Source organism: Corallococcus caeni (assembly GCF_036245865.1).
Taxonomy (GTDB): Bacteria; Myxococcota; Myxococcia; order Myxococcales; family Myxococcaceae; genus Corallococcus; species Corallococcus caeni.
In genome coordinates this window covers 157,549-181,103 of the sequence record NZ_BTTW01000009.1, presented here as the reverse complement: position 1 = coordinate 181,103, position 23,555 = coordinate 157,549, and the positions used below count along the sequence as shown (strand labels likewise).

19 protein-coding genes are annotated in these 23,555 nt (G+C 68.7%); 12 read left to right on the top strand and 7 right to left on the bottom strand.

From position 1 onward, the window contains the following. Positions 1-17 precede the first annotated feature (17 nt). On the bottom strand, positions 18-1,511 hold the full coding sequence (locus AABA78_RS31925) for an HAD-IG family 5'-nucleotidase (RefSeq protein WP_338269006.1): 1,494 nt from the start codon (positions 1,509-1,511) through the stop codon (positions 18-20). Between the two features lie 159 nt (positions 1,512-1,670). Between AABA78_RS31925 and AABA78_RS31920 the strand changes: the two genes are divergently transcribed. Then, on the top strand, positions 1,671-2,312 hold the full coding sequence (locus AABA78_RS31920; RefSeq protein ID WP_338269005.1) for an SRPBCC family protein: 642 nt from the start codon (positions 1,671-1,673) through the stop codon (positions 2,310-2,312). Between the two features lie 55 nt (positions 2,313-2,367). After that, a complete protein-coding gene (locus tag AABA78_RS31915) occupies positions 2,368-3,213 on the top strand; it encodes a DUF5131 family protein (RefSeq protein WP_338269003.1) in 846 nt (281 codons plus the stop codon). Here the strand turns inward: AABA78_RS31915 and AABA78_RS31910 are convergent. Beyond that, complete coding sequence (locus AABA78_RS31910) at positions 3,191-4,087, bottom strand: LysR family transcriptional regulator (protein WP_338269002.1); 897 nt, start codon at positions 4,085-4,087, stop codon at positions 3,191-3,193. The two genes, AABA78_RS31915 and AABA78_RS31910, sit on opposite strands and share 23 nt — an antisense overlap. 87 nt (positions 4,088-4,174) lie before the next feature. Here AABA78_RS31910 and AABA78_RS31905 point away from each other — a divergent pair, with 87 nt between their 5' ends. Next, positions 4,175-5,008 carry an oxidoreductase gene (locus AABA78_RS31905; protein WP_338269001.1) on the top strand — a complete coding sequence of 278 codons (834 nt, stop codon included), beginning with the start codon at positions 4,175-4,177 and terminating at the stop codon, positions 5,006-5,008. Here AABA78_RS31905 and AABA78_RS31900 read toward each other — a convergent pair. Further along, positions 5,005-5,571: an imm11 family protein gene (locus tag AABA78_RS31900; RefSeq protein WP_338268999.1), complete on the bottom strand. Its 567-nt coding sequence runs from the start codon at positions 5,569-5,571 to the stop codon at positions 5,005-5,007. The two genes, AABA78_RS31905 and AABA78_RS31900, sit on opposite strands and share 4 nt — an antisense overlap. A gap of 9 nt (positions 5,572-5,580) precedes the next feature. Further along, positions 5,581-6,855 (bottom strand): AHH domain-containing protein, encoded by a 1,275-nt coding sequence (locus tag AABA78_RS31895; protein ID WP_440588518.1) that lies wholly within the window; start codon positions 6,853-6,855, stop codon positions 5,581-5,583. Between the two features lie 17 nt (positions 6,856-6,872). Between AABA78_RS31895 and AABA78_RS31890 the strand changes: the two genes are divergently transcribed. Beyond that, entirely contained in the window at positions 6,873-7,631 is a 759-nt protein-coding gene (locus AABA78_RS31890; RefSeq protein WP_338268996.1) for an immunity 52 family protein, read from the top strand. 14 nt (positions 7,632-7,645) lie between these two features. Here the strand turns inward: AABA78_RS31890 and AABA78_RS31885 are convergent, their stop codons facing one another. Next, the gene (locus AABA78_RS31885) at positions 7,646-8,122 is read right to left on the bottom strand and encodes a hypothetical protein (RefSeq protein WP_338268994.1); all 477 of its coding nucleotides are present in this window, start codon (positions 8,120-8,122) and stop codon (positions 7,646-7,648) included. 8 nt (positions 8,123-8,130) lie between these two features. Then, positions 8,131-9,969 (bottom strand): serine/threonine protein kinase, encoded by a 1,839-nt coding sequence (locus AABA78_RS31880; protein ID WP_338268992.1) that lies wholly within the window; start codon positions 9,967-9,969, stop codon positions 8,131-8,133. A 238-nt stretch (positions 9,970-10,207) separates the two neighbouring features. Between AABA78_RS31880 and AABA78_RS31875 the strand changes: the two genes are divergently transcribed. The 3 genes from AABA78_RS31875 (at position 10,208) to map (ending at position 12,648) form a co-directional block, all read left to right on the top strand. Then, entirely contained in the window at positions 10,208-11,245 is a 1,038-nt protein-coding gene (locus AABA78_RS31875) for a hypothetical protein (protein WP_338268990.1), read from the top strand. A 168-nt stretch (positions 11,246-11,413) separates the two neighbouring features. Continuing rightward, a complete protein-coding gene (locus AABA78_RS31870; protein ID WP_207053304.1) occupies positions 11,414-11,650 on the top strand; it encodes a hypothetical protein in 237 nt (78 codons plus the stop codon). After that, entirely contained in the window at positions 11,647-12,648 is a 1,002-nt protein-coding gene (gene map / locus AABA78_RS31865; RefSeq protein ID WP_338268988.1) for a type I methionyl aminopeptidase, read from the top strand. Before AABA78_RS31870 ends, map begins: the two co-directional genes overlap by 4 nt. Before the next feature lie 86 nt (positions 12,649-12,734). Here the strand turns inward: map and pulA are convergent, their stop codons facing one another. Beyond that, positions 12,735-16,169 (bottom strand): pullulanase-type alpha-1,6-glucosidase, encoded by a 3,435-nt coding sequence (pulA, locus tag AABA78_RS31860; RefSeq protein ID WP_338268986.1) that lies wholly within the window; start codon positions 16,167-16,169, stop codon positions 12,735-12,737. A 418-nt stretch (positions 16,170-16,587) separates the two neighbouring features. Here pulA and AABA78_RS31855 point away from each other — a divergent pair, with 418 nt between their 5' ends. From AABA78_RS31855 to AABA78_RS31835, 5 genes are all read left to right on the top strand, one after another. Further along, positions 16,588-18,171, top strand: a complete 1,584-nt coding sequence (locus tag AABA78_RS31855; RefSeq protein WP_338268984.1) for an alpha-amylase family glycosyl hydrolase — start codon at positions 16,588-16,590, stop codon at positions 18,169-18,171. Positions 18,172-18,253: 82 nt separating this feature from the next. Then, a complete protein-coding gene (locus AABA78_RS31850; RefSeq protein ID WP_338269277.1) occupies positions 18,254-19,348 on the top strand; it encodes an ABC transporter ATP-binding protein in 1,095 nt (364 codons plus the stop codon). Between the two features lie 20 nt (positions 19,349-19,368). Continuing rightward, positions 19,369-20,592 carry an extracellular solute-binding protein gene (locus AABA78_RS31845; RefSeq protein ID WP_338268983.1) on the top strand — a complete coding sequence of 408 codons (1,224 nt, stop codon included), beginning with the start codon at positions 19,369-19,371 and terminating at the stop codon, positions 20,590-20,592. A gap of 13 nt (positions 20,593-20,605) precedes the next feature. Further along, positions 20,606-22,654, top strand: coding sequence for a carbohydrate ABC transporter permease (locus AABA78_RS31840; protein WP_338268981.1), 2,049 nt, complete (start codon positions 20,606-20,608; stop codon positions 22,652-22,654). A 5-nt stretch (positions 22,655-22,659) separates the two neighbouring features. Further along, complete coding sequence (locus AABA78_RS31835; RefSeq protein ID WP_121722852.1) at positions 22,660-23,547, top strand: sugar ABC transporter permease; 888 nt, start codon at positions 22,660-22,662, stop codon at positions 23,545-23,547. The last annotated feature ends 8 nt before the right edge of the window (positions 23,548-23,555 follow it).

The following is a 23,555-nucleotide window of genomic DNA, read 5'->3' as shown; positions in this document are numbered from 1 at the left end:
CGCCCGCCGGCCGGCGACTACTCCGTGGGGCCGCTGCCCGCGCCATCCCCGGTGGTGAACACCGGGGTGCCGCCGGGGAGGCTGGGGTCGTGCGGGAGGCTGCCGCGCGGGCTGCGCAGGTAGACGAACGGCGTGGCGAAGAGGAAGTTGCTCACGCGCGACGTGTAGATGTCCGCGTAGCGCTCCACCTGCCGCGCCAGGTGGCTCTTGTCGTTGCCGGCGCGGGTGAGCAGGCCCCAGTGCGGGTTGGACAGCTCGCCGGCCGCGCGGGCCATGGGCCCCAGCTCCGCGTCCAGCGCCTCCAGCTCCGTGCGCAGCTCCGCGAGGCGCGTCACCAGGTCGCCCTCGGCGGCGTCCGTGCGCGGGCCGTACTGGTGGCGGCGGCGCTGGAGCTCCAGGCGCACCTGGCAGCTCTCCGCCTCCAGGCGCTCCTTCTGGAGCATGCGCTCGCCGATGCGCACCTCGGTGGCGCGGAAGGCGGCGATGGCGCGCACCTCGTCCTCCAGCTCGCGCAGGATGAGCGCGGTGCGCCAGCGCAGCACGTTCTTGGTGACGTGCACGTCGCCGAACATGTGGTCGCCCACGTAGAGGATTTCGTCGCCGGACAGGCCCAGGTGCCGCTCCAGCTCCAGCGCGCTGCCGCCGAAGTAGGGCTTGCTCTTGTCGAGCGGCCCGGAGTGCGGACGCAGGAGCGCCTCGCCGTTGGCCTCCACCACCTCGAAGAGGGTGGAGCGGGTGGTGAAGAACTCGGGCTTGCGCGCGCTGACGATGACGACGTCGAAGAGCTGGCGCCAGGTCATGCCCTCGGGCAGGTGCCGGTCGAAGGCGAAGTGCATCATGGGCTCCGTGTAGGCCCACTCGCTGTTGGTGATGAGCAGCAGCTTCTTGCCCGCGTTCTTCTGGTCCAGCAGCGCGAGCGGCGTCTCCGGGTCGTCGATGACGTAGCGCTCGGGGTCCGCGATGATTTCGGCCTTGAGGCGCCCCTGCATGTGCGTGGCGTCCAGGTTCTTGCGCACGTGCTCGTAGAGGTCCGCGTAGCCCATGGGGCCGGGGAGCTGGCCGGCGTCCAGGCGATCCACGAGCTGCGCGTAGATGCAGGCCTCGGAGAGGGAGAACAGCGTGTTGAGGAACACCCAGCGCCGGTCCGCCAGGTCGATGACGGTGCGGTTGTAGGCCTCGCGCTGGGACTCGAAGTCCATGGGGCGGCTGCCGTGGAGGGCCTTCTTCACGAAGCCGAAGCGGTTGGCCTTGAGCAGGTTGCCCTTGGCGGTGTCGATGATGAGGCCGCGGATGGCGAGCATCGGGTCGAAGGTCAGGTCGGCCACGGGCCAGCCCTGTTCCACCAGCCGGTCGCGAATGTATTCGTACGCGCGGCGTTCCCACGCCTCCACGCGGTAGTGGATGAGCGTGTAGTCCATGTCGTAGCCCACGGCCTTGATGGCACGCATGTTGAGCGTGCGGTTGCAGAACAGGCCGCGTTCGGGCGGGGGACCGGAGAAGTGAGGACGCATGGGAGCAAGGCTTGCCAAGGCTTGCACGCAAAGTCGAGCGGCCTGTGTGCCCACGTCGGTTCGTGGGCAGGCTCGGGGCGTTCGGGTGTCGGAAAGATGGGATACAGGTGACGCACGCGCCGCGAAGGCCGGGCACGCGCGGAACCAAAGGGCAGACACATGTCGGGAATGACGCGGCGCTGGGGCCTGGCCCTGGCGGTGGTGCTGGCGGCGGGCGTGGCGGGGGCTCAGGAGTGGGAGACGGTGGCGACGACGCCCTATGTGATCAAGGTGCGGCCCCGTCCGGGGACGAAGGCGAAGGACATCTGGGCGGAAGGGGAGCTCAAGGCGAGCGCGGCGCAGGTGCAGGCGGCGCTGGAGGACCAGGAGTCGTACCGGCTCTTCATGCCGTACGTGAAGGAGTCGCGGGTGGTGCGGCCCACGGATGACGGCGGGCGGCTCACGTACACGCGGCTGGACCTGCCGGTGGTGTCCTCGCGCGACTACATCTGCCACGTGGTGACGGAGTCGAAGGTCGCGCCGGACGGGACGGGCGTGTACCAGCAGCGCTGGAAGGCGGAGCCGGACGCGTTCCCCGCCAGGCGGGACGTGGTGCGCCTGCGGCTGAACGAGGGCAGCTGGAGGGTGGAGTCGAAGGACGGGGGCACGTCCTCGGTCGTCTACAAGTTCACGGTGGACCCCGCGGGGTCCATCCCGGGGTTCCTGGCCAACGTGGGGCAGAAGGACGCGGTGGTGGACACGCTGCGCGCGGTGGAGAAGCGCGCGAAGTCGCTGAGCGTGGACACGCCTCCGGCGAAGTAGGGGTTGGAGGCGGAGGGGATGGGAGCAGGCGGGCCGGGTGTTCCTTCCGGACGCCATGGCTGACAACTCCAAGATTGAATGGACGGACGCGACGTGGAACCCGGTGCGCGGCTGCGTGAAGCTGAGCCCCGGGTGCAAGCACTGCTACGCGGAGACATTCGCGGAGCGGTTCCGGGGCGTGCCCGGGCATCCCTATGAGCAGGGCTTCGACCTGAAGCTGATTCCGGGGAAGCTCGCCGAGCCGCTGCGCTGGAAGGCCTCCAAGCGCGTGTTCGTGAACTCGATGAGCGACCTGTTCCTGGACGACGTCCCGGAGGCGTACATCGAGGCGGTGGCGCGGGTGATGGCGCTGGCGGACTGGCACACGTTCCAGGTGCTGACGAAGCGCGCGGAGCGGATGCAGCGGCTGTTGTCCACGCGGCTGGCGTTCGCGGCGAGGCTGCCGAACGTGTGGTGGGGCGTGAGCGTGGAGGACCGGAAGTACGGCCTGCCGCGCGTGAAGCACCTGCGGGCGGCGCCCGCGCGGGTGCGGTTCCTGTCCATCGAACCGCTGCTGGAGGACCTGGGCACGGTGGACTTCACCGGCGTGGACGGCGTCATCGTCGGAGGCGAGAGCGGCGCGAAGGCCCGGCCGCTGGACCCGGAGTGGGTGCGCTCCGTGCGCGAGCAGTGCGCCGCGGCGGGCGTGGCCTTCTTCTTCAAGCAGTGGGGCGGCAAGCGCAAGGCGGCGGCGGGGCGGGTGCTGGATGGGCGCACGTACGACGCGCTGCCCGGGACGTCGGTGGCGCCGTTCCCCGACGATGCCCGGCGCCTGCGGTTGCTGGAGGAGGCCGAAGCGCTGGCGGCCCCGTGGCTGGCGCCGCCGGTGTCGGCCGGACTCAGCGCCGCCGCTTCAGCTTGAAGAAGTCGATGAGCGCCTTGAGCTTGGGCGGCACGTGGGTCCGGCTCGGGTAGTAGAGGAAGAAGCCGGGGAGGGTGGGGGAGTACGCGTCGAGCACGCGCACCAGGCGCTTCTCCGCGAGCAGCCTCCGGGCGCGGCTCTCCGGGACATAGGCGAGCCCCAGCCCGGCGACGGCGGCCTCCAACACCAGCTCCGCGTCATTCAGCACCACGCGGCCCGCGACGGCGACGTCAATGCGCTTGCCGCCGTCGGTGAGGCCCCAGGGGAGGATGCCGCCGGTGGTCCGGCTGCGGTAGTTGATGCAGTCGTGGTCGCGCAGGTCGCGAGGGTGCTTCGGCTTGCCGCGCGTCGCGAAGTACGACGGTGCGCCCACCACGAACATGGGGATGTCGCCGCTCACGGGGACGGCGATCATCTCGCGCTCCACCAGCTCACCGAAGCGGAAGCCCGCGTCGAAGCCCTGCTGGACGATGTTGACGAGTGCGTCGTCCAGCTGGATGTCCACGCGGATGTCGGGATGGGCGGTGAGGAACTCCGCGAGGCGCGGACCGAGCACCTCCTGGTAGCCGTAGCGAGGCAGGGTCAGGCGCAGGAGTCCGGAGGGCCGGTCGCGCAGCTCGCCCAGGGACTCGAAGGCCTCCTGCACGCCGTGCATCGCGGGTTCGAGCTGGGAGAGGAACCGCGTGCCGGCTTCGGTGAGCCCGACGCTGCGGGTGGTGCGCTGGAGGAGCCGCACCCCGACGCGTGCCTCGAGGGCCCGGAGGCTCTGGCTCACTGCGGAGGGAGTGACCCGGAGCTCCGCCGCGGCGGCGGTGAAGCTGCGTCTGCGGGCCACCGCGAGGAACGCCATGAGGCCGGAGAGGTCGTCGCGCATTCCTTAGCGTAGCTACAAAGTGCATCCAGAGACGACGCGTTTCGGAGCGGAGGGCACGGGCGTACTTCATGGGCCACGGAGGCAGTCATGAGCGCACAAGGCAAGGTCTGGTTCGTCACGGGGTCGTCGTCTGGGTTTGGCCGCAGCATCGTGGAGGAGGTCATCGCGAGAGGGGAGCGCGTGGTGGCGACGGCGAGGGATCCGCGCACGCTGGAGGACCTGGTGGCCCGGGCCCCGGACCGGGTGCTCGCGGTGCGGTTGGACGTGACGAAGGCGGAGCAGGTCCAGGAGTCCATCGCGGCGGCGCTGAAGCGCTTCGGCGCCATCGACGTGCTGGTGAACAACGCGGGGTACTCGACGCTGGGCGCGGTGGAGGAGACGAGCGACGCGGAGCTGCGAGCGGTGTTCGAGCCGCTGTTCTTCGGTGCGGTGGCGATGACGCGCGCGGTGCTGCCGCACATGCGGGAGCGCAGGACCGGCACCCTCGTGCAGGTGTCGAGCCTGGCCGGGCTGGTCACGTATCCCGGCGTGAGCGCCTACAGCGCGGCCAAGCACGCGCTGGAGGGGATGTCGGAGTCGCTCGCGAAGGAGGTCGCGTCATTCGGGGTGAAGGTGCTCATCGTGGAGCCGGGCATGTTCCGCACGAAGCTGCTGGGGCCGTCCTACCGGCCGATGCCGGAGCTGGCGCCCTACGCGGAGACGGTGGGCCCGATGCGCGCCTACGTGGCGCAGTCCGCCGGAACGCAGCCCGGCGACCCCGTGAAGGCCGCGAAGGCCATCGTGGACGCCGTGGCCGCGGGAGTCCCGACGCTGCGGCTCTTCCTGGGGCCGGACGCGCCCGGAGCCATCCGCGAGAAGCTGGCGCAGGTGGCCGCGGACGTGGAGCGCACGGAGCAGATCGCGCTATCGACGGGGTTCTAGACCGGCGTGAACAGGACGCCCGTGGCCTTCAGTGCCTCCAGGCCGTGCTTGATCTCCTCGGAGATGAGGAGGGGACCTGGCCAACCCCTGGCTCGAAAGACGCGTGCATCCGCGATGCGAGCGGGATCGACGTGCAGATCCCGCACGGAGGAGTACTGCCCCACCTTCTCCGGGATGCCATCCTCCGCACTCCAGAACCGCACTCGGGATGCGTGCTCGTCGATGCACTCCAGGAGCCGGGTCACGACGAGGACGCAGTACTGGTCGGGATGGCCGGGGACCTCGACGGGTAGGAGCTGCACGTCCCGGGGGGCTCTTTCGAGGAAGACGTCGGCGACCCGGACGTGGACGACGGGAACGCTCAGTCCCGCGAGGGAGAAATCAAGTGCGTGGCCTGGGACGTCGATGGGAACCCGGAGCCTGGGAGGGACGACGATGGTGCGTCCCTCCGTGAACTGCCAGGGGTCCGCCAACTCCGAACCGTCCGGATGGGTCGGATGGGTGAGGTGCCAACGCCCAGGCCACTGAACGTCGTCATGGAGTTCGAAGAAGCGGCGGCTCATGGGGTATCTCTAGTTCGGTGTGCCTTGCGTGACGAGCAGGTTGAGTTCGGTCCCAGGCTGCTTGATTTCACGGGCCAGTGTCCGGAGCACCGCTTGAAGGAGGGCCTGACACTGTGAAACGGACCGACACCCACGCATGGCGCCTTCCAACTCGCGGAAGACAATCCGGTGGTACTGCTCGGGATGCGGACCCCGGTGCCCGGGCACGGGAACGACATTCTCCGGATCCTTCAGTTCCATCCCTGCCTTCTTGAAGAGGTCCCTGAAACGAGGTGTCCAGGGGCCACCGCGCAATGTGGACTTCTCATTGCGGAGGGTCGCCATGTGATGTTTCTCGGTGCGGCGCCCGCCATTGCCTCTCGATGACATTGCTACCGCGTTCGGCGCCAGAGCGATGGTGAAGCCCTCGGCTGTCATCGCCACGGACTCCACACCACTGATTGCGGAGAACTGGATGCCTGCCTCGGCTTCGACTGCGAGTGCTGCTGGCGCGGATCCAGGCAGTGAGGAGGTTCGGATGGCCAATTCCCCAGCGGTCTGGCCCAGCGCCGCGGTCACCAACATGACGAAGATGCGGGCAGCGTTCTTCCCCAGGACCTGGCCATAGGCTTCTCCCGCATCACGGATTCCATCGAAGGTAGTGGCCTGATCAACGCTGCGGACCAGGGTTATCCAGCCATCGAGAATCCGCCACACGGTGTCCACGCCCAGGTACGCCATGGCGGTCGCTGTCAGGATGGCTGCCAGGCCCTTCGACAAGGGCTCGGGAAGCGCCCACAGGAGCATGTAGACCGTCGCCGCCGAAGTGATAGTGGCGAGGACGGCCGTGGGATGGGCCATTCCTTCAAGGGCATCGGCGGTCTCTGCCCACACGGAGTCCATGGCGATGGCCATGGCCAGGGTGTACTTGCCATCACTTCCCAACAGAGGGCCTTCTTCGAGAAGGCGCAGACAATCTTCGCCCTGCTTCTTGCGCCCGCACCAGCGATGGTAGGCACGCGTCAATTCATCGGCGGGTTCCAGAAGCGAAAGGCTGCGAGCCTCTTCTTCTCCCAAGGGGACAAGTCGCCGGTCACGCTCGCTGATGCCGTACATCCCGCTTCGTTCAGGCAAGCCGAAGAGGTCACGCGCATCTTTCAGGGGATGATTGAAGGGCCGTACATCCCGAGCAAGCGACGTAACAGCTCTTTTGAACTCTTCCTTCAGGCTTCCTTCGCGCAGACGACGTATTCCGAGCAGCATAAGGAACTGCTCGCCGTCCGTGTCCTGAACATCGCTACCCAGCGCGCCAAGGAAACCGCGTGACCGCCAGCTCCGAAACCACTGCTTGGCCTGAGACGTATTACGCAGGCGCCTATTGGGGACCGCGCAAAGAGTCTCCCGAGGAATGCGCCCGGCGCACTGCGGACTTCCTCAACCTGCTCTCCCCATATGACCCGCTCTTGACGACCTGGTACAAGTCCACCCGGTCACTCAAGGACGTGCGCAAGTACCCGCTGATGCCACCCGATGTCGCCACGCTCGCCGAGTTGTTCCGGCGCGGTGTGAATCGAGAAAAGGGCGGGCCGGTTTTTGAGTCGCTCGGCTTTCGTTTCTTGTCTGTGAATGGCGGACTGGGGACTGACAGAGTGGACCTGAACACGGTTTGTGGGGCATTTAGCGAGGTCAACGCCAATCTCTGCCTCATGTCCCTTCCGAACAAGGGGCCTCATACGGAGCGGCTGCTTTCAATGCCTGTGTTGAGCGGCGTGCTTCGAAGCATGGCGCTCGCATTCGACCCTGATTGGGCTTTTGCCGGATCCCATGAATACCGTAAGCAGATGAACGCGGACTCAACCGCGGGTGCGTTCGTGGGTTGGGTCACGTACCAGTCGCGACGCCGGGGGACGGTGCCACCGCTCCCGGCGCCGGTCCGCATCGAGCCCGTCGAGGACAGGGGGGCTCTCATCATCCTCTCGCCAGAGCGCATCTCCGCGAGGAACCCCGAGCACGTCGAGCAGGGCCACCGTGTCAGCGCGCTGCTGGCCAAGGCCGGTCTCATGCGGCCTGTCATGCCCTGACCGGCGTGGGTTGATCAGATGGAAGGGAACCGCACTCCTGGCTGGACGAGCAGTCGCGTGCCTTCCGCGTCCTGGAGTTCCAGCGTGTAGACACCGTGCGCCTCCCGGGGCTGGGCTTCGGCTTCCACGATGATCCGGGCGATTCCGTCTTCAGGGGCGGGCGCAACCTCAATCACTTCCACGATCGTCAAGGGCTGATGATTCGGACCCATGAGGCTCGCCCTGGCGACCTTGCCTGACAGTGGCATTGGCCCGGAGAATTCCAGCTGCACCGAGACCCGGCGGGCGGAGCGGAAGCTCCTGACCTGGAATTCCACGCCCGAGAGCCCCCTCAATTCCAATGCCTTGACTCCCCTTTGATCCAGGGTCGTCTTGGAGAGCATCGCCGCCAATCCCACAACAGGACAGACCTGGTCGGGAAGCGGCGTGACTGCATCGGCGGACACCCCTCCATCCGCGGCTGCCAGAAACGGAAGCAAGAACAGGAGCATGTGTCCTCCTATTCGTCGTATCGCCACACTCCACGCACGGACATCATGTTGGGAACGACCGCGGTGTTCTCGTCTCCCCCTTCACTGCGAGGAATGCCCCGAGTGCTGTCGTCGAGGAACCAGAGCTCGATACAGACGGGAAATGTTTCACCTGTCTTCTTCTGCCGCAGTTGGGTGAACCGACCGTAGACCCGCTTTGAGCCGACGTAGAGCGTACCGGTCAGCATGGAGCCCCAATGCACACGCCCCCCGCTGCCTTGCGTGTACACAGCGGCACGTCCCTCGCGGACCGTGACGAATCCATCGGCGCGCGTGCTCGGCTCGAACATGGCGGACCACTGGAGGCCTTCGATTTTCAGCTTCTGCATGGCCTCCTGCGCATCCAGCGGACAGTCCTCGGCGGGAGGCGTGGGGCGATCCACCAGGGGCGCGCTGGCGCAGGCCATGCCCGCCACGCAGGACGCAATCGCCGCGGTCTTGAGGGTGCGACCAGTCTTCGGAGACGGTGGAACAGAGGGTTTTGTCGTCACGAGAGTGTGTTCCTTGGGAAGTGCCACCATGGAGGTAGCGGTCGCCGGGGAAGGGCTCGCGAGCGGCTGGGCGGCGACAGGAACACTGTGCGGGCTGTCCGGTGCGCTGGCCAGTTTATGACCAACCGGGGCGGAAACACTCTCTGGGACCCGTGGGGTTGTATGGCGAGTCCAGCCCCGAAGAAGGACCTCCCAGGTCCCAGGTCCCGCCAGCAGCAACCCCAGGCACACCGCCACCCCCACCCAGCCCCAGGCCGGCAACCGGCGCGGGGCCGACGCCACCACCGGCGCGGCCCGGGGCCGGGGCGCGGGCGTCAGGTACGGCTGCTCCGGCCAGGCCGGACGGCGAATCTGATTCGGCTTGCCCGGAATCTCATCGAAGAGGTGCGCCTCGAACGCCGCCGCCCCACCGGAGAGCAGCCCCCGCATCAGCTCCGAATGCGCCGCCTCTCCCGTGCGGGGCCGCTGCTCCGGCTCCTTCTCCAGCAGCCCCAGGATGGCCCGCGACAGGGGCTCCGGCACCTGCGGGTTGATGTCCCGGGGCGACGGCGGCAGCCGCTCCGTGATGGCCACCGACAGCAACTCCGGCTCCTGCCCCGGCGGGAACGGGTAGTGCCCGGTGACCGCCCGGTACAGGCACACCCCCAGGGCATACAGGTCATCCGCCGCGCTGTACGGATAGCGCAGCTCCGGCTGCCTCCAGTGGCGCTGCTGGAAGCGGATGGCCTCCGGGCTGCGCAGGTGCAGCGTGCCCGGGGGCAGGGTGGTGGTCGTGAGCGTCATGGCCCCCGCCTGGTCCCCCGCGCCGAAGTCGATGAGCACCGGCACCTGCCCCCGCGTGCGGATCAACAGGTGCTCCGGCTTGAGGTCCCGGTGCAGCACGCCCCGTGCGTGCAACACCCCCAGCGTCATCGCCACCGAGCCCCCCACCATGGCCACCTGCCGGAACGTGGGGTTGACCGTCTCCGCCCAGACGTGGAGCGCCAGCCCCTCCACCCAGTCCATGACGAAGTACGGCAGCCCCTCCACCGGATCCGGCCACCGCCCCGTGGCATGCACCCGCACGACGTTCGGGTGCCACGCCCGGTCCAGCAGCAGCGCCATCTCCCGCAGCGCCCGGGCGGGATCCGGATGCAGCGACAGCTTGAGCGCGAAGCTCCGCCCCGGCGCGTCCAGCGGCTCCACCCGGTAGACCGCGCCGTACCCGCCCACCCCCAACGCCCCCAGCACGCGCCAGCACCCCACCACCGCGCCGGGCTGGAGCGCCGCCGGGAACACCTGTGACCCTTCCGGACTCATGGACCCAGAGGGTCGCATGAAGTCCACTCGACCTGGAAGGTCACTCCATCCGGACACGGGACGGAACCCCCTCGGCATGTGCTCTCACGTCAGGAAGTCTCACCCTGGTGCCCGCGCGGAATGCTCCCAGCGGAATCAATCGGCGGTGACTGAAATGTGACATGAACAAGTCGCGCGACGGGCGGGGTGTGTCAGACGGATTTGGTGTATTGAGCCGCGTCTCATCGCAGCACCTCCCCCCATTCAGGAGTTCCTGATGCGTCGTCTTGGCACAGCCCTTCTTGCCGTGAGCATGCTCGCCGCTTGCGGTCCCGGTACCCAGGCGGAGACTCCCTCCGAGTCCGCCCCCTCCACCCCGGCCGTCGAGCAGCAGCAGGCGCCCATCCTCACCCAGACGAACGTCGACGTGGCCATCGAGTGCTCCGGCATCCTCGAGTTCGCGAACACGGCGACGTACGCGGTCCTGGACCGCTACCTGCCCAGCAACGTGGTCACCAACATCGTGAACCGTCGCGCCACCGCGCCGTTCACGTCGCTGGCGGACCTGTCCTCCGTGTCGCTCGTCGGCCCGACCCGGCTCAAGCAGATTGAAGGCGGCGCCCGGACCCTGGACTACATCGACGCGGACTGCGTCGGCATCCTGGACGGCATCGCCATCTCCCGTGACGACCAGACCGCCATCGTGGCGCTGGTGAACAGCATCGACGACTCGGAGCTGCACGACGTCCTGCCGGACGCGTGGAACGGCGCCGTGAACCTGCTCAACACCCGCCCCTTCACCACCGCGCAGCAGATCGCGGACACGGCGGGCATCGGTGACGTGAGCTTCCGCAACATCCGCAACTCCGCCACCCTGAGCCGCCCCCTGGAGGCGCTCTTCGCCGCGGTGAACGCCATCCCCAGCAACGGCTCCTATGGCGCCACCACCCTGCGCCACTTCGACTGGTGGAACATCGCGTCCGCCGGCCACGCCTACCGCGATGACAAGACGTGCTTCGGCCTGGAGCCCTCCAGCGTCCCGTCCGGCGCCGCCATCCGCCCGAACCTGGCCGACGCCGCCGAGGTGCGCGCCGCGGTCCAGAACGCCGTCGCCTACGTCAACGGCAACACCCTCATCCCCGCCTCGGTCCGCACCGCGGGCTACGCGAACCTGGACTCGCTCATCGCGGGCCGGTCGTTCAAGGGCTGCATCATCACCTACGAGAACGACCCCTGGAGCCGCAACACCGTCCACATCTACGTGGACACCGTGAACGGCTTCAGCGTGATGACCGAGACCTGGTGGGCGGAGTAGTCCTCCCCACCTGACGTCCCTGCCGTCCCGAAGCCCCGGGTTCCTCCATGGAGCCCGGGGCTTTGTCGTGTCCGGAAGCAGGCAGGCCCCTGGCCGGCAGGTCTCCCGGCCCCGCGCGCGGGAAGGAAACCGTGCATCCCCAGGTGTCTATGGGTATAGACACGCCCCATGTGCCCCCTGGTGAACACGAAGGACCTGATTGACGCCCAGGAGGTGGCGGGCCTCCTGCGCCTGGCCCACCCCAACAGCGTCAGCACGTACCTGCGCCGTTATCCGGACATGCCCCGTCCGGTGCTCGACCTGGGCGCCGGGCGCCCGCGCCTCTGGCTCAAACCCCAGATGCTCCGCTGGGCCCGCGCCCGCCAGGCCGCCATCACCGACACAAGCTCCCGAGGTTCCCGATGACCACCGCCACCCCCCGAACCGCCCCCGCCGTCCTCCCCGGGCCCAATGACGCCTGCTGGTGCGGCAGTGGCTCCAAGTACAAGAAGTGCCACCGCGGCGCGGACACCGTGGAGGCCCGCAAGAAGGGCCCCGACACCAACCGCAAGGGCGTCCGCCCCGGCATCGTCAGCCCCCGCCGCGTGGTGCCCATCACCATCGCCCGGCCGGACTACGCGGACTCCATGGCCGGCCGTCCCTCGCGCTCGCGCAACGAGCCGGACGTGAAGTCGCCGGACGTCATCGCCCGCATGCGCCGCGCCTGTCAGGCCGCAGCCCAGGTGCTGGTGGAGACCGCCCAGCACGTGCGCGTGGGCATCACCACGGACGAACTGGACGCCATCGCGCACGAGGCCTACCTCAAGCGCGGCGGCTACCCCAGCACGCTCAACTACCACAAGTTCCCCAAGTCGCTCTGCACCTCCGTCAACGAGGTCATCTGCCACGGCATCCCCGACAGCCGCGCGCTGGAGGACGGCGACATCGTCAACCTGGACATCACCATCTACCTGGATGGCGTCCACGGCGACTGCTCGGCCACGTACCTGGTGGGCAACGTGGAGCCGCAGCACCAGCGCCTGGTGCAGATCGCGAAGGAGTGCCTGGACATCGGCATCGCCGCGGTGAAGCCCGGCCGGCCGATCAGCGACATCGGCCGCGCGGTGGAGGCCCACGCCGTGAAGAACGGCACCAGCGTGGTGCGCGCCTACTGCGGCCACGGCATCGGTGAGACGTTCCACACGGCCCTCCAGGTGCCCCACTATTACGAGCCGGAAGCTGACACCATCATGAAGCCCGGGATGGTCTTCACCGTGGAGCCGATGATCAACCAGGGCCACTGGGACCACCGCACGTGGAACGACGACTGGACCGTCGTCACCGCGGACGGCCTGCGCAGCGCCCAGTTCGAGCACACCCTGCTCGTCACCGACACGGGCGCGGAGATCCTCACCGTCCCCTGAGGCTCCCCACCCCTGAAACACCACGGGCCCCGGACGCGCTTGCCGCATCCGGGGCCCGCTTCATTTCCAGCCGGTGGCTTCCGGGACTACGCCCGGCGGCGGCGCAGCTTCAGCGCCAGGCCGCACAGCATCAGCAGGCTGGTGGCGCCCAGCGGGCCGGGCACCGTGCTCTGGCAGTTGCAGCCGTCGGACTCGCCCGGGTCCTGCGGATCCGGATCCGGGTCCACCACCGCGTCGTCGGTGACGAACACCGCGGTGGTGCGCGCGGGCACCGTGAAGCCGCCCGTGGCCGCGTCGTACGCGGACGTGCGCACCACGGGGTCCGTGGACGCCTGCTGCGCCGGGTGGAGCTTCAGCTTCAGGGACTTGTACGCGTCCGCCTTGAACGTCTGCGCGTCGTCCGTGCCGTTGAACAGCACGATGGCGCGCTTGCCCTCCGCGTTCGTGCCGTGGTCCTGCATGGCCATCACGATGAGGCCCGGGATCTGGTCCGGGCCGGTGTTCTCGAAGTGCACCAACTGCTTCACCTCGTCACCGGTGCGCAGGCGGAACAGCCGCGAGCTCTTGCGGATGGTCAGCATCTCCTCGAAGTGGTCGCGCGCCCGGACGATGTCCGCCGACGCCGGCTTCAGCGCCGCGTCCGCCAGCAGCGGCCCGAAGAGCGGCCAGTTGCCCTGGTTGTCCGCGGCCGGGGGCAGGCCCACGCCCCAGTTGTTGGACTGGTAGGTCCAGTCAATCTTGTTGAACCAGTCACCGGAGTTGTAGCTGTTGCGGTCCAGCGACTTGGAGCGCAGCAGCTCGTCGCCCGCGTGGAAGAACGGGATGCCCTGGCCCAGCGCCACCAGCGACACGCCCAGGTTGTTCATCCGCACGCGCTCCGCCATGGGCAGGTCGCGCCGCGCCTTCAGCTGGACCGCGTCGAACAGCGTCTCGTTGTCGTGCGCGGAGACGTAGGTGATGACCTCCTGCGGGTCCAGGGTGTAGCCGGCCTTGGCGCCGTTGTAGTCCACGCCTTCACCCGTGACGGTGGCGCCGGTGCGGTCCACCAGCGAGTAGTCCTTCAGGTTGCCGGCGAGGCCCACGCGGATCCAATCGCTGTAGCGCAGCAGCTTGTCCTTCTGCGCCGCCTCCGTGCCCTGGTCCGTGCCGTTCGGGTCGGACAGCAGGCCGCTGATGAAGCCCTGCTCCTGGAGCCCGCTGAAGGGGCCACCGCCGCGAGCGCCGTCGCGCAGGCGGTCGTTGAACGTGCCGATGCCCGTGCCCGCCATGTTGGCCTGCGTGGCGTTGGTGCCGCGCGCGTTGTTCTGCACCTCGCCGAAGTCCCAGCCCTCGCCGTAGACGTAGATGGCCTTGCCGTCCACGCCGTCCTTCTCCACGGTGAGCGCGTCCAGCGTGGCGCGCAGCTTCACCATGTTGGACTTCATGTGGTGGCCCATCAGGTCGAAGCGGAAGCCGTCCACCTTGTACGCCTTGGCCCACGTCACCACGGAGTCGATGAGCAGCTTCTCCATCATCGCGTTCTCGGACGCGGTGTTCTGGCAGCAGGTGCTGGTCTCCACGTTCCCGTCTTCGCTGAGGCGGTGGTAGTAGCCCGGGACGATGCGGTCCAGCACGCTCTTGGCGTCCTGCCCGGAGGAGTTGGTGTGGTTGTAGACCACGTCCATCACCACGCGCAGGCCGTGCTGGTTGAGCGCCTGCACCATCTGCCGGAACTCCACCGTGCGCGTCGTGCCCTGCGCGTTGGTGGAGTAGCTGCCCTCCGGCACCGTGTAGTGGTACGGGTCATAGCCCCAGTTGTAGCCGTCCAGGTCCGACACGGCCTTCACCGCCGCCTGCTGCTGGTCGGAGTCCGGCGGCAGCGACACCAGGTCGCCCGCCGGGTGCTGCTGCCCCGCGCGGTCCTCGTTGATGGTCGCGATGTCGAACACCGGCAGCAGGTGCACATGCGTGAGGCCCGCCTTCGCCAGCCGGGTCAGGTGCTTCATGCCGTCGGACTCGTGCGTGAACGCCTTGAACGTGCCGCGCTCGTTCTCCGGCACCGTCAGGTCGTTGATGCTGAAGTCGCGCGCGTGCAGCTCGTAGAGGACGATGTCCTCCGGGGCCTCCAGCGCCGGCTTCGCCAGCGTGCTCCAGCCCTGCGGCGCGAGCGCCGGGTCCGAAAGGTCCACGATCTGGCTCAGCTCGCTGTTGATGGAGAGGGCCACCGAGTACGGGTCGGTGACGCGGTTGGTGACGACCTTGCTCTCCTTGCGGGCGTAGACCTCCACCTCGTAGAGGAAGTAGCGGCCCTTCCACGTCGCGTCGCCCGTCGCGCTCCAGACGCCCTTGTCGCCGGCCGTCATGGGCACGCGGGTGAAGGTGGACGTGGGGCTGCCTTCCGCGAACAGGAGCAGGTTCACGCTCTTCGCCGTGGGGGCCCACAGGCGCAGCGTGGGGATGCCGTTCTCGAACGTGGCGCCCAGCGGGCCGTCATACGCGTACAGGTCGTCCAGCGCGCCCGCGAGCTGCGCGCTGGTGGCGTCCAGCGGCTTGCCCTCCGCGTTCGTGGCGGACAGCGCCAGCTGGCCCTTGAGCCACGTGGCGGCGTTCGCCGCGTCCGCCTGCGACAGCTTCAGCACCGGCTTGCCCGCCAGGTTCGGGAAGCGCGCCGCCTGCGCCGCGGTGAGGCCGGCTGGATCCACCGTCAGGGTCACGGCGGTGCCGCCCTGCACGCCCTCGCCCGTGAGCGTCATGCCGCCCGTGGGCGCCGTGTGCAGCTTGAACACCGTGCCCTCGGGCACCGCGACCTCCGGGCTCCACACGAACGTGTCGCGCGCCACCCAGTGCGCCCGCGCCAGCAGCAGGTTGCCCGCGGGAGCGTCAGCGGGCCGCACGGTCACCTTGTGGTAGTTGGTCGACTTCGGGTCGTTGTTCCACGTGAAGAGCATCTCCTGGAGGTCCTGCTCCACGGCGAACGTGTAGTTGCTGCTGGGGTAGGCCTCCGCCCAGCCCTCGTTCAGCGCGACCTTGCACTCGTAGGTGCCCTTCGCCAGCGCCTTCGTGGTGAAGGTGTAGACGCCGTCGCCGTCCGGGTCCTGCATCATCGTGCGCAGGCAGTCCGGGGACCAGTCACCGGGACAGCCCAGCTCGCTCTGGAGCGTGCCCGCCACCGTGGCGATGGTGCTGGAGCGGTTGCTCGTCACGTACAGCGTGTTCGCGTCGAAGTAGAACTTCACCGCGCCCGCCGCCGTCTGGTTCAGCACCACGTCCGCGCCGCCGGGGCCGCCGTGTGTCTGCGACAGCGAACCGTCCAGCGCGACCTTGAAGTGCCACGTGCCCACCGGCACGTTGAACGAGCCCTGCCACTTGTCGTCCGCCGCGTCATACGTCAGCGCCGTCTGCGCGCAGCCGGGGTCGTTGTCCGCGGCACAGCCTGCCTCGCTCTGCAGATCGCCAACGACCGTCACCGACGTGGGCGCCGCCAGCGAGGACATGGGAAGCAGCGCGGCGAAGAGCCCGCCGAACGCGAGCGCTCGCGTCATGCGGGGGACTGCGAATGGAACTCTCAGGGGAAACCTCCAGAGGGGGTGTAAATCCCGGGCACGGTAGCAGCCGGTCCTGTCACGGGTGATCGCGGAGCGCTTTCGCGGTTTGCGTGACCCTCTGGATGATCCGCGTCGGGACCGGCGCATCCACCCCGTGACGTCGGATGCCAACGGGGCCCGAAAACGAGACGCGGTGCGGCAGGAACCGCGCGCTCCGTTGAGTCCGCTCACGCCATGCGTCACACGGATGTGCAGAGGAAGACATCCTGGACATGGCGCGTTGCGGCATCAGCCGATTGTTCCGACGCCCCTTCACCCATTTCAAGACTGTTGGATACAGTGCCGCGCCCAGATGGCCTCACGCCTCCCCTGCCCACAACCGAACGCTGTCTCCCACCGCGGTCGGTGGCGCCCGATGTTCCAGGGCCTGGTCGCCTTGTGTCTGGCGGGGTGCGCCACGGCCCCCACGCCGACGCAACCCGCGCCGGAGGCCGCCGCGACGCAGCCCGCCGCGCCCGCGACGGAGGCTGCCGCCACCCCCGCGCCGGAACCCGTGAAGGAGGCCGCGCCCGCGCAGCCCCTCCAGGCTCCGGCGAAGAAGGAGCCCGCGCGGCCCTGGGCGGACGAGGTGCTGTACTTCGTGGTGGTGGACCGGTTCGCGGACGGCGACCCTTCCAACAACGAGAAGGGCGACGTGAAGGCGCCGGGCACCTTCCACGGCGGCGACCTGAAGGGGCTCACCGCGAACCTGGACGAGCTGTCGTCGCTGGGCGTGACGGCGCTGTGGGTGACGCCGCTGCTCCAGCAGATCCCCGGCTTCGTGACCGGCTCCGGCTTCCCGGACTGGGGCTACCACGGCTACTGGGCGGACGACTTCCACGCGTTGGATCCGCGCTTCGGCACGGAGGCGGACTTCAAGGCGCTGGTGGACGCGGCGCACGCGCGCGGCATCCGCGTGCTGCTGGACGTCGTCTACAACCACCCGGGCTACAACTCGCGCTACCTGAAGGACCACCCGGACTGGCTGCGCTCCGAGGACAAGGGCACCTGCGGCTCGGACGACCTGACGTCGTGCGTGGCGGGCCTGCCGGACTTCAAGACGGAGCGGCCGGAGGTGGCGAAGTACCTGCTGGACGCGCAGCTTGACTGGGCGAAGCGCTCCGGCGTGGACGGCTTCCGGCTGGACACCGTGAAGCACGTGTCGCACGACTTCTGGAAGGAGCACCGCCGCCGCACGCGCGCGGAGGTCTCCCCGGACTTCTTCCTGCTGGGCGAGCTGTGGGGCGGCGACGTGGAGTCACTGGCGTCGTACTTCACCCCGGATGAGATGGACGCCGGGTTCGACTTCGCCTTCCAGGGCAACACGCTCGGCTTCATCCAGGGGCGCGGCCGCACGGTGGCGTTCGACCGCTATCTCCAGTCGCGCGCGAAGGTGACGGCGGGGCACCACCTGGCGCACTTCCTGTCGTCGCACGACGTGGACGGGGCGCTGCACCAGCTCCAGGGCAACGTGCCCCTCTTCCGCCTGGCCGCCACGCTGCAGCTCACGACGGCCGGCATCCCCGTCATCTACTACGGCGAGGAAGTGGGCCGCGCGGGCGGGGACTGGCCGCAGAACCGCGGCGACATGCCGTGGGGCAAGCAAGCGGTGAAGCCGGGCGCGGGCAAGAAACGCGACGAGTCCCTGCGCGAGTATTACAAGCGCCTCATCGCCATCCGCCGCGCGCATCCGGCCCTGTCGCGGGGCGTGCACGCGCCGCTCTCCACGGAGGGCGATGTGTATGTCTTCCAGCGGCGGGACGAAGCGTCGGGCGACACGGTGGTGGTGGCGGTGAACCGCGGCAAGACGAAGGGCACGGCGTCGGTGCCGTGGCCGGACGGTTGGACGGGCGTCGGCGAGGTGGAGGACCTGCTGAACGGAGGGCGGACGAAGGCGGGCGCCACGCTGGACCTGGCGCTGCCGCCGCTGTCCGCGCGCATCCTCGGACGCGTGCCGTGAGGCACCCGGCGGAGCGTGCGCAGAACCTGACCCGGACGTGCTGTTGTCACCGGCGCGAGCGGGGCTCTTGCTGGAGGGCCTGATGGCCGGCGTGTCGTTCAAGGACGTGGCGAAGCGGTACGGAGACGTGTCGGTCATCGAGGGGCTCAACCTCGATATCCGCGACCATGAGTTCATGGTCCTCGTGGGGCCGTCCGGGTGCGGCAAGTCCACGGCGCTCCGGATGATCGCCGGCCTGGAGGAGATTTCGGGAGGCACCATCTCCATCGGTGAGCGCGCGGTGAACGCGCTGCCACCGAAGGACCGGGACGTCTCCATGGTGTTCCAGAACTACGCGCTCTACCCGCACATGTCCGTGCGGCAGAACCTGGAGTTCGGCCTCAAGATCCGCAAGACGCCCAAGCCGGAGATGGACAAGCTGGTGGACGAGGCGGCGGAGATTCTGGGCATCACGCACCTCTTGGACCGCAAGCCCAAGGCGCTGTCCGGCGGCCAGCGCCAGCGCGTGGCCCTGGGCCGCGCCATCGTGCGCAAGCCGGCGGTGTTCCTCTTCGACGAGCCGCTCTCCAACCTGGACGCGAAGCTGCGCGTGCAGATGCGCTCGGAGATCAAGAAGCTGCAGCACCGGCTCCAGGTCACGTCCGTCTACGTCACGCACGACCAGATCGAAGCGATGACCATGGGCCACCGCATCGCGGTGATGAAGGACGGCAAGCTCCAGCAACTGGGCACCCCGCTGGAGGTCTACGAGAAGCCGGTCAACGTGTTCGTGGCGCAGTTCATCGGCACGCCGCCCATCAACATGCTCGCCGCCACGCTGGACGCGGACGGCACGTCGCTGTCCGGTGACGGCTTCCGGTTGCCGGTGCCGCAGAAGCTGCGCGCGGCGACGGCGGGGAAGGGCGGCCGCAAGGTGAAGGTGGGCCTGCGTCCGGACAACATCCTGCCCGCGGGCGCCACGGCGCGCGGCGAGTCCTCGCCGGTGGAGGCGCGCGTGGAGCTGGTGGAGCCGCTGGGCAACGAGCTCATCGTGCACGCCCGCCTGGGGGACAACCCGCTGGTCTTCCGCCTGCCGCCCCAGGCCACCCCGGAGCCGGGCGTCGCCGTGCCCGTGACGGTGGAGCTGGAGTCCCTGCACCTCTTCGACGCTGAATCCGAGCTGCGGCTGTCCGTTTGATATCCCGGAGGCTTTCCCCAATGACGCACCTGCGAACGTTGCTCGCGGCCCTCTGTCTGTGCGCAGTCGGCCTGTTGCCCGTCCCGTCCTTCGCCGCCACGGAGCTGGTGCTCTGGCACGCCTACCGCGCGGAGGAGAAGGCCGCGCTGGAGAAGGTGGTCGCCGAGTACAACAAGGCGAACGAAGGCAAGGTCAAGGTCACCACGCTGGCGGTGCCCTACGACGCCTACGCGGATAAAATCAGCGCCACCGTGCCGCGCGGCAAGGGCCCGGACCTCTTCATCTTCGCGCAGGACCGGCTGGGCGGCTGGATTGAAGCGGGCAACACGGTGGAGCCCATCGACTTCTTCCTGGATGATGCCACGAAGAAGCGCTTCATCCCCACGACGATGGAGGCGATGACGTACCGGGGGACGACGTACGGCCTGCCGCTGAACTACAAGGTCATCACGCTCATCTACAACAAGAAGCTGGTCCCCACGCCGCCCAAGACGTCCGGCGAGCTGGTGACGATGGCCAAGAAGCTCACCGACTCCAAGGCGGGCCGCTTCGGGCTGGCGTACGCGTACAACGACTTCTACTACCACGCGGCGGTGATGAACGGCTTCGGCGGTGGCGTGTTCGACGCGAAGGGCGCCCCCACGATGAACTCGCCCGCCAACGTGAAGTCGGTGGAGCAGGTCCTCAAGTGGAAGAACAAGGACGGCATCCTCCCCGCGGAGCCCTCCAGCGCGCTCATCACCTCCCTCTTCAACGAGGGCAAGGCCGCGATGGTGTTCTCCGGCCCGTGGTTCCTGGGCGAGGTCGCCAAGAACGTGGAGTACGGCCTGGCGCCACTGCCCACGCTGGATGAGAACAAGGGCACGCCGCTGAAGCCCTGGATGACGGTGGAGGGCGTGTACGTGGCCGCCCCGTCCAAGAACAAGGAAGCGGCGTACGACTTCGCGAAGTTCCTCACCGACGCGGGCGCGGAGAAGACGCTGGCGCTGGAAGGCCGCCAGAGCCCGTCCAACACGGCGGTGTACCAGGACGCGAAGGTGGCCGCGGATCCGCTGCTCAAGGCGATGAAGGCCCAGGTGGACGTGGCGGTGCCCATGCCCAACCTGCCGGAGATGTCCATGGTCTGGACCCCCGCCACCAGCGCGATGAACACCGTGTTCAAGAACACCGCCACCCCCAAGGCGGCGCTGGACGCGGCCCAGAAGAGCGTGGCGAAGGACGTCGCCGGCCTGCGCAAGAAGTAAGTGAGGACCTGAAGTGAGCCAGAACGCCCCCCAGCAGTCGCCCTCCCAGGCCGGCGCCCCCACGCCGGCCGGCACTCCGCTGAACAACGCCGCGACAGGCCCCTCCACCGCGGGCCCGTCCGGCCGTGCGGGCGGGCACCGGGGGCGCGTGCTGGTGGGGCTCGCCCTGGCGCTGGGCGTGTCCCTGCTGCTGGCGCACGGCCTGCTGGCGCGCGCCAACCAGGAGCGCGCGGCGGAGCGCGAGCAGCGCACCGCCGCCGTGTCCCTGCTGGGGCTGGCGGACCTGGTGCAGCGCGCGGGAGGCACGGGCGACGCCGTGCGTGCCGTGGTGGCGGGCTGGCCCGGCATGCCGGGCAGCGCCGTGCGCGTCATCGCCTTCAGCGGCATCCGGCTGGAGGCGTCCACCTTCCCGCAGGACACCGGGGAGAAGGCGGCGCCGCGCAAGCTGTCGCGCGACGAGAAGCCGCTGTACGACCGCGGCCAGCGCCTGCGCACCGCGGTGGAGACGAACCGCGAGGAGGGCGGGGCGCGCAAGCCGGAGGTGGAGTCGGAGCTGCTCGACGCGGGCGCCAGCCGCCTGCTGTCCGCGCCCGTGGAGGTGGACGGGCAGGTGGTGGGCTCCGTGGAGTCCCTCACCCCGGCGGTGGTGAAGGCTGACGCGCCGTCGTGGACGGCGGTGCTGCTGGCGTTCCTGCTGCCGCTGGCGGCGTGCGCGGCCGCGGTGTTCGCGCTGTCGCGCCAGGGCGTGCGCGTGGCGGTGGCGGCGGCGCTGTTCCTGGCGGGCCTGGGTGGCTACACCGTGTACTCGCTGCGCGCGCTGGACGCGGAGCTGCGGGAGACGGAGAACGCCGTCAGCGCGGAGCTGCGCACGCGCGGCGAGAAGGCCCAGTCGCTCATCGCCGCCAACAACCTGAAGGCGGACCCGGCGCTGAAGCCCGGCGCGTGGGACGCGGACATGATGCGCCGTCCGCTGGGGCGGCTGACGGACTCCGGCGCGCCGGACGCGGACAAGCTGGCGGCGGCGGGCGCGCAGGTGCGCGGCAACGCGGGCAAGGCGCTGGGCGCGCTGGGCGTGCTGGGCCTGGCGGTGCTGCTGTTCATCGGCCTGGGCGCGCTGCACCGGGCGGTGCGGACGACGGTGGAGTACCGGCAGGCGTACGCGTACATCGCGCCGGCCATGGTGGGCATGGTGGTGCTGGTGTTCTTCCCCTTCGCCTACGGCATCACGCTGTCGTTCACGGACGCCAACCTCTACAACAGCAGCCAGCCGTTGTCGGAGCTGTGGGTGGGCTTCCGCAACTACGCGGACATCCTGGGCGACTTCAGCTTCGCGAAGACGGCCGCGGATGGCTCGTGGGTCTTCAACTACCTGAACTTCTACTACACGCTGCTCTTCACCATCGTGTGGACGGTGACGAACGTCACCATCGGCGTGACGGTGGGCCTGCTGCTCGCGCTGGCGCTCAACGTGCCGAAGCTGAAGATGCGGCCGGTGTACCGCGTGCTGCTCATCCTGCCGTGGGCCATGCCCAACTACATCACCGCGCTCATCTGGAAGGGCATGTTCCACCAGCAGTTCGGCGTGGTGAACCACGTCATCCGGATGTTCGGTGGGGAAGGGCTGGCGTGGTTCGATTCCCCCTTCACGTCGTTCTTCACGGCGCTCGCCACCAATGGCTGGCTGTCCTTCCCGTTCATGATGGTGGTGTCGCTGGGCGCGCTCCAGTCCATCCCCGGTGAGCTCTACGAGGCGGCGCGCGTGGACGGCGCCAACCGGTGGCAGCAGTTCACCGCCATCACGCTGCCCGCGCTGAAGCCCGCGCTGGTGCCCGCGGTCATCCTGTCGGTGGTGTGGACCTTCAACATGTTCAACATCATCTTCCTGGTGACGGGCGGCGACCCGGGCGGCTCCACGGAGATCCTCGTCACCCAGGCGTACAAGTTCGCCTTCGAGCGCTACCGCCACGGCTACGCGGCGGCGTACTCCACCGTCATCTTCGGCATCCTGCTGCTCTACAGCATGGTGCAGAACCGCATGAGCCGCGCCACGGAGGCCGCGTAAACCCCATGGCGCTCTTCTCTGAACGTCGCGAAGGCATCCCGCACCTGCCGCTGCACGCGGTGCTCATCGCCTTCACCCTCTTCACCATCTACCCCATCCTCTGGGTGGTGAGCCTGGCCTTCTCCGGCAAGCAGAGCCTGGCCATCGCCACGCTGCCGGAGAACCCCACCTTCTGGGACCGGCTGCGCGCGGTGACGCCGTGGCCGGAGAGCTTCTCCGTCTCCAACTTCGTGTCGGTGATGTCGGATCAGCCGTTCGCGAAGTGGATGCTCAACAGCGCCATCGTGGCCATTGGCACCACGGTGCTGGGCGTCTTCATGGCGTGCACGGCGGCGTATGCCTTCAGCCGCTTCAAGTTCCCCGGCCAGCGCGCGGGCATGATGGCGTTCCTCGTGTCCCAGATGTTCCCGGGCACGCTGATGCTCATCCCGCTCTACATCATCCTGGTGCAGTGGCTGGGGCTGGGCAGCAGCCGGCTGGGCCTCATCATCGTGTACGCCACCACGTCCATCCCGTTCAGCGTGTGGATGCTCAAGGGCTACTTCGACACCATCCCCAAGGACCTGGAGGAGGCGGCGCTGATGGACGGCGCGTCCCCGGGGCGCATCTTCTGGAGCATCATCCTGCCGCTGGCCAAGCCCGCGGTGGCGGTGACGGCGCTGTTCAGCTTCATGACGGCGTGGAACGAGTTCATCCTCGCGGCGACGTTCATGGACCAGGAAGCCATGTACACGGCGCCGGTGGGCCTGCGCTTCTTCGTGGGCGGCTTCAGCCAGCAGTGGGGCTACTTCGCGGCCGGCTCCATCATCGTGTCCGTGCCCGTCGTGTTCCTCTTCCTCTTCCTGCAGAAGTACCTCGTCTCCGGGCTCACCGCCGGTGGCGTGAAGGGTTAGTCCCGCGG

Bases quoted from the DNA above. Each gene is read 5' to 3' on its own strand.
- AABA78_RS31925 (WP_338269006.1), bottom strand. From the start codon at position 1,511: ATGCGTCCTCACTTCTCCGGTCCCCCGCCCGAACGCGGCCTGTTCTGC.
- AABA78_RS31920 (WP_338269005.1), top strand. From the start codon at position 1,671: ATGTCGGGAATGACGCGGCGCTGGGGCCTGGCCCTGGCGGTGGTGCTG.
- AABA78_RS31915 (WP_338269003.1), top strand. From the start codon at position 2,368: ATGGCTGACAACTCCAAGATTGAATGGACGGACGCGACGTGGAACCCG.
- AABA78_RS31910 (WP_338269002.1), bottom strand. From the start codon at position 4,087: ATGCGCGACGACCTCTCCGGCCTCATGGCGTTCCTCGCGGTGGCCCGC.
- AABA78_RS31905 (WP_338269001.1), top strand. From the start codon at position 4,175: ATGAGCGCACAAGGCAAGGTCTGGTTCGTCACGGGGTCGTCGTCTGGG.
- AABA78_RS31900 (WP_338268999.1), bottom strand. From the start codon at position 5,571: ATGAGCCGCCGCTTCTTCGAACTCCATGACGACGTTCAGTGGCCTGGG.
- AABA78_RS31885 (WP_338268994.1), bottom strand. From the start codon at position 8,122: ATGCTCCTGTTCTTGCTTCCGTTTCTGGCAGCCGCGGATGGAGGGGTG.
- AABA78_RS31880 (WP_338268992.1), bottom strand. From the start codon at position 9,969: ATGCGACCCTCTGGGTCCATGAGTCCGGAAGGGTCACAGGTGTTCCCG.
- AABA78_RS31875 (WP_338268990.1), top strand. From the start codon at position 10,208: ATGCGTCGTCTTGGCACAGCCCTTCTTGCCGTGAGCATGCTCGCCGCT.
- AABA78_RS31870 (WP_207053304.1), top strand. From the start codon at position 11,414: ATGTGCCCCCTGGTGAACACGAAGGACCTGATTGACGCCCAGGAGGTG.
- map (WP_338268988.1), top strand. From the start codon at position 11,647: ATGACCACCGCCACCCCCCGAACCGCCCCCGCCGTCCTCCCCGGGCCC.
- pulA (WP_338268986.1), bottom strand. From the start codon at position 16,169: ATGACGCGAGCGCTCGCGTTCGGCGGGCTCTTCGCCGCGCTGCTTCCC.
- AABA78_RS31855 (WP_338268984.1), top strand. From the start codon at position 16,588: ATGTTCCAGGGCCTGGTCGCCTTGTGTCTGGCGGGGTGCGCCACGGCC.
- AABA78_RS31850 (WP_338269277.1), top strand. From the start codon at position 18,254: ATGGCCGGCGTGTCGTTCAAGGACGTGGCGAAGCGGTACGGAGACGTG.
- AABA78_RS31845 (WP_338268983.1), top strand. From the start codon at position 19,369: ATGACGCACCTGCGAACGTTGCTCGCGGCCCTCTGTCTGTGCGCAGTC.
- AABA78_RS31835 (WP_121722852.1), top strand. From the start codon at position 22,660: ATGGCGCTCTTCTCTGAACGTCGCGAAGGCATCCCGCACCTGCCGCTG.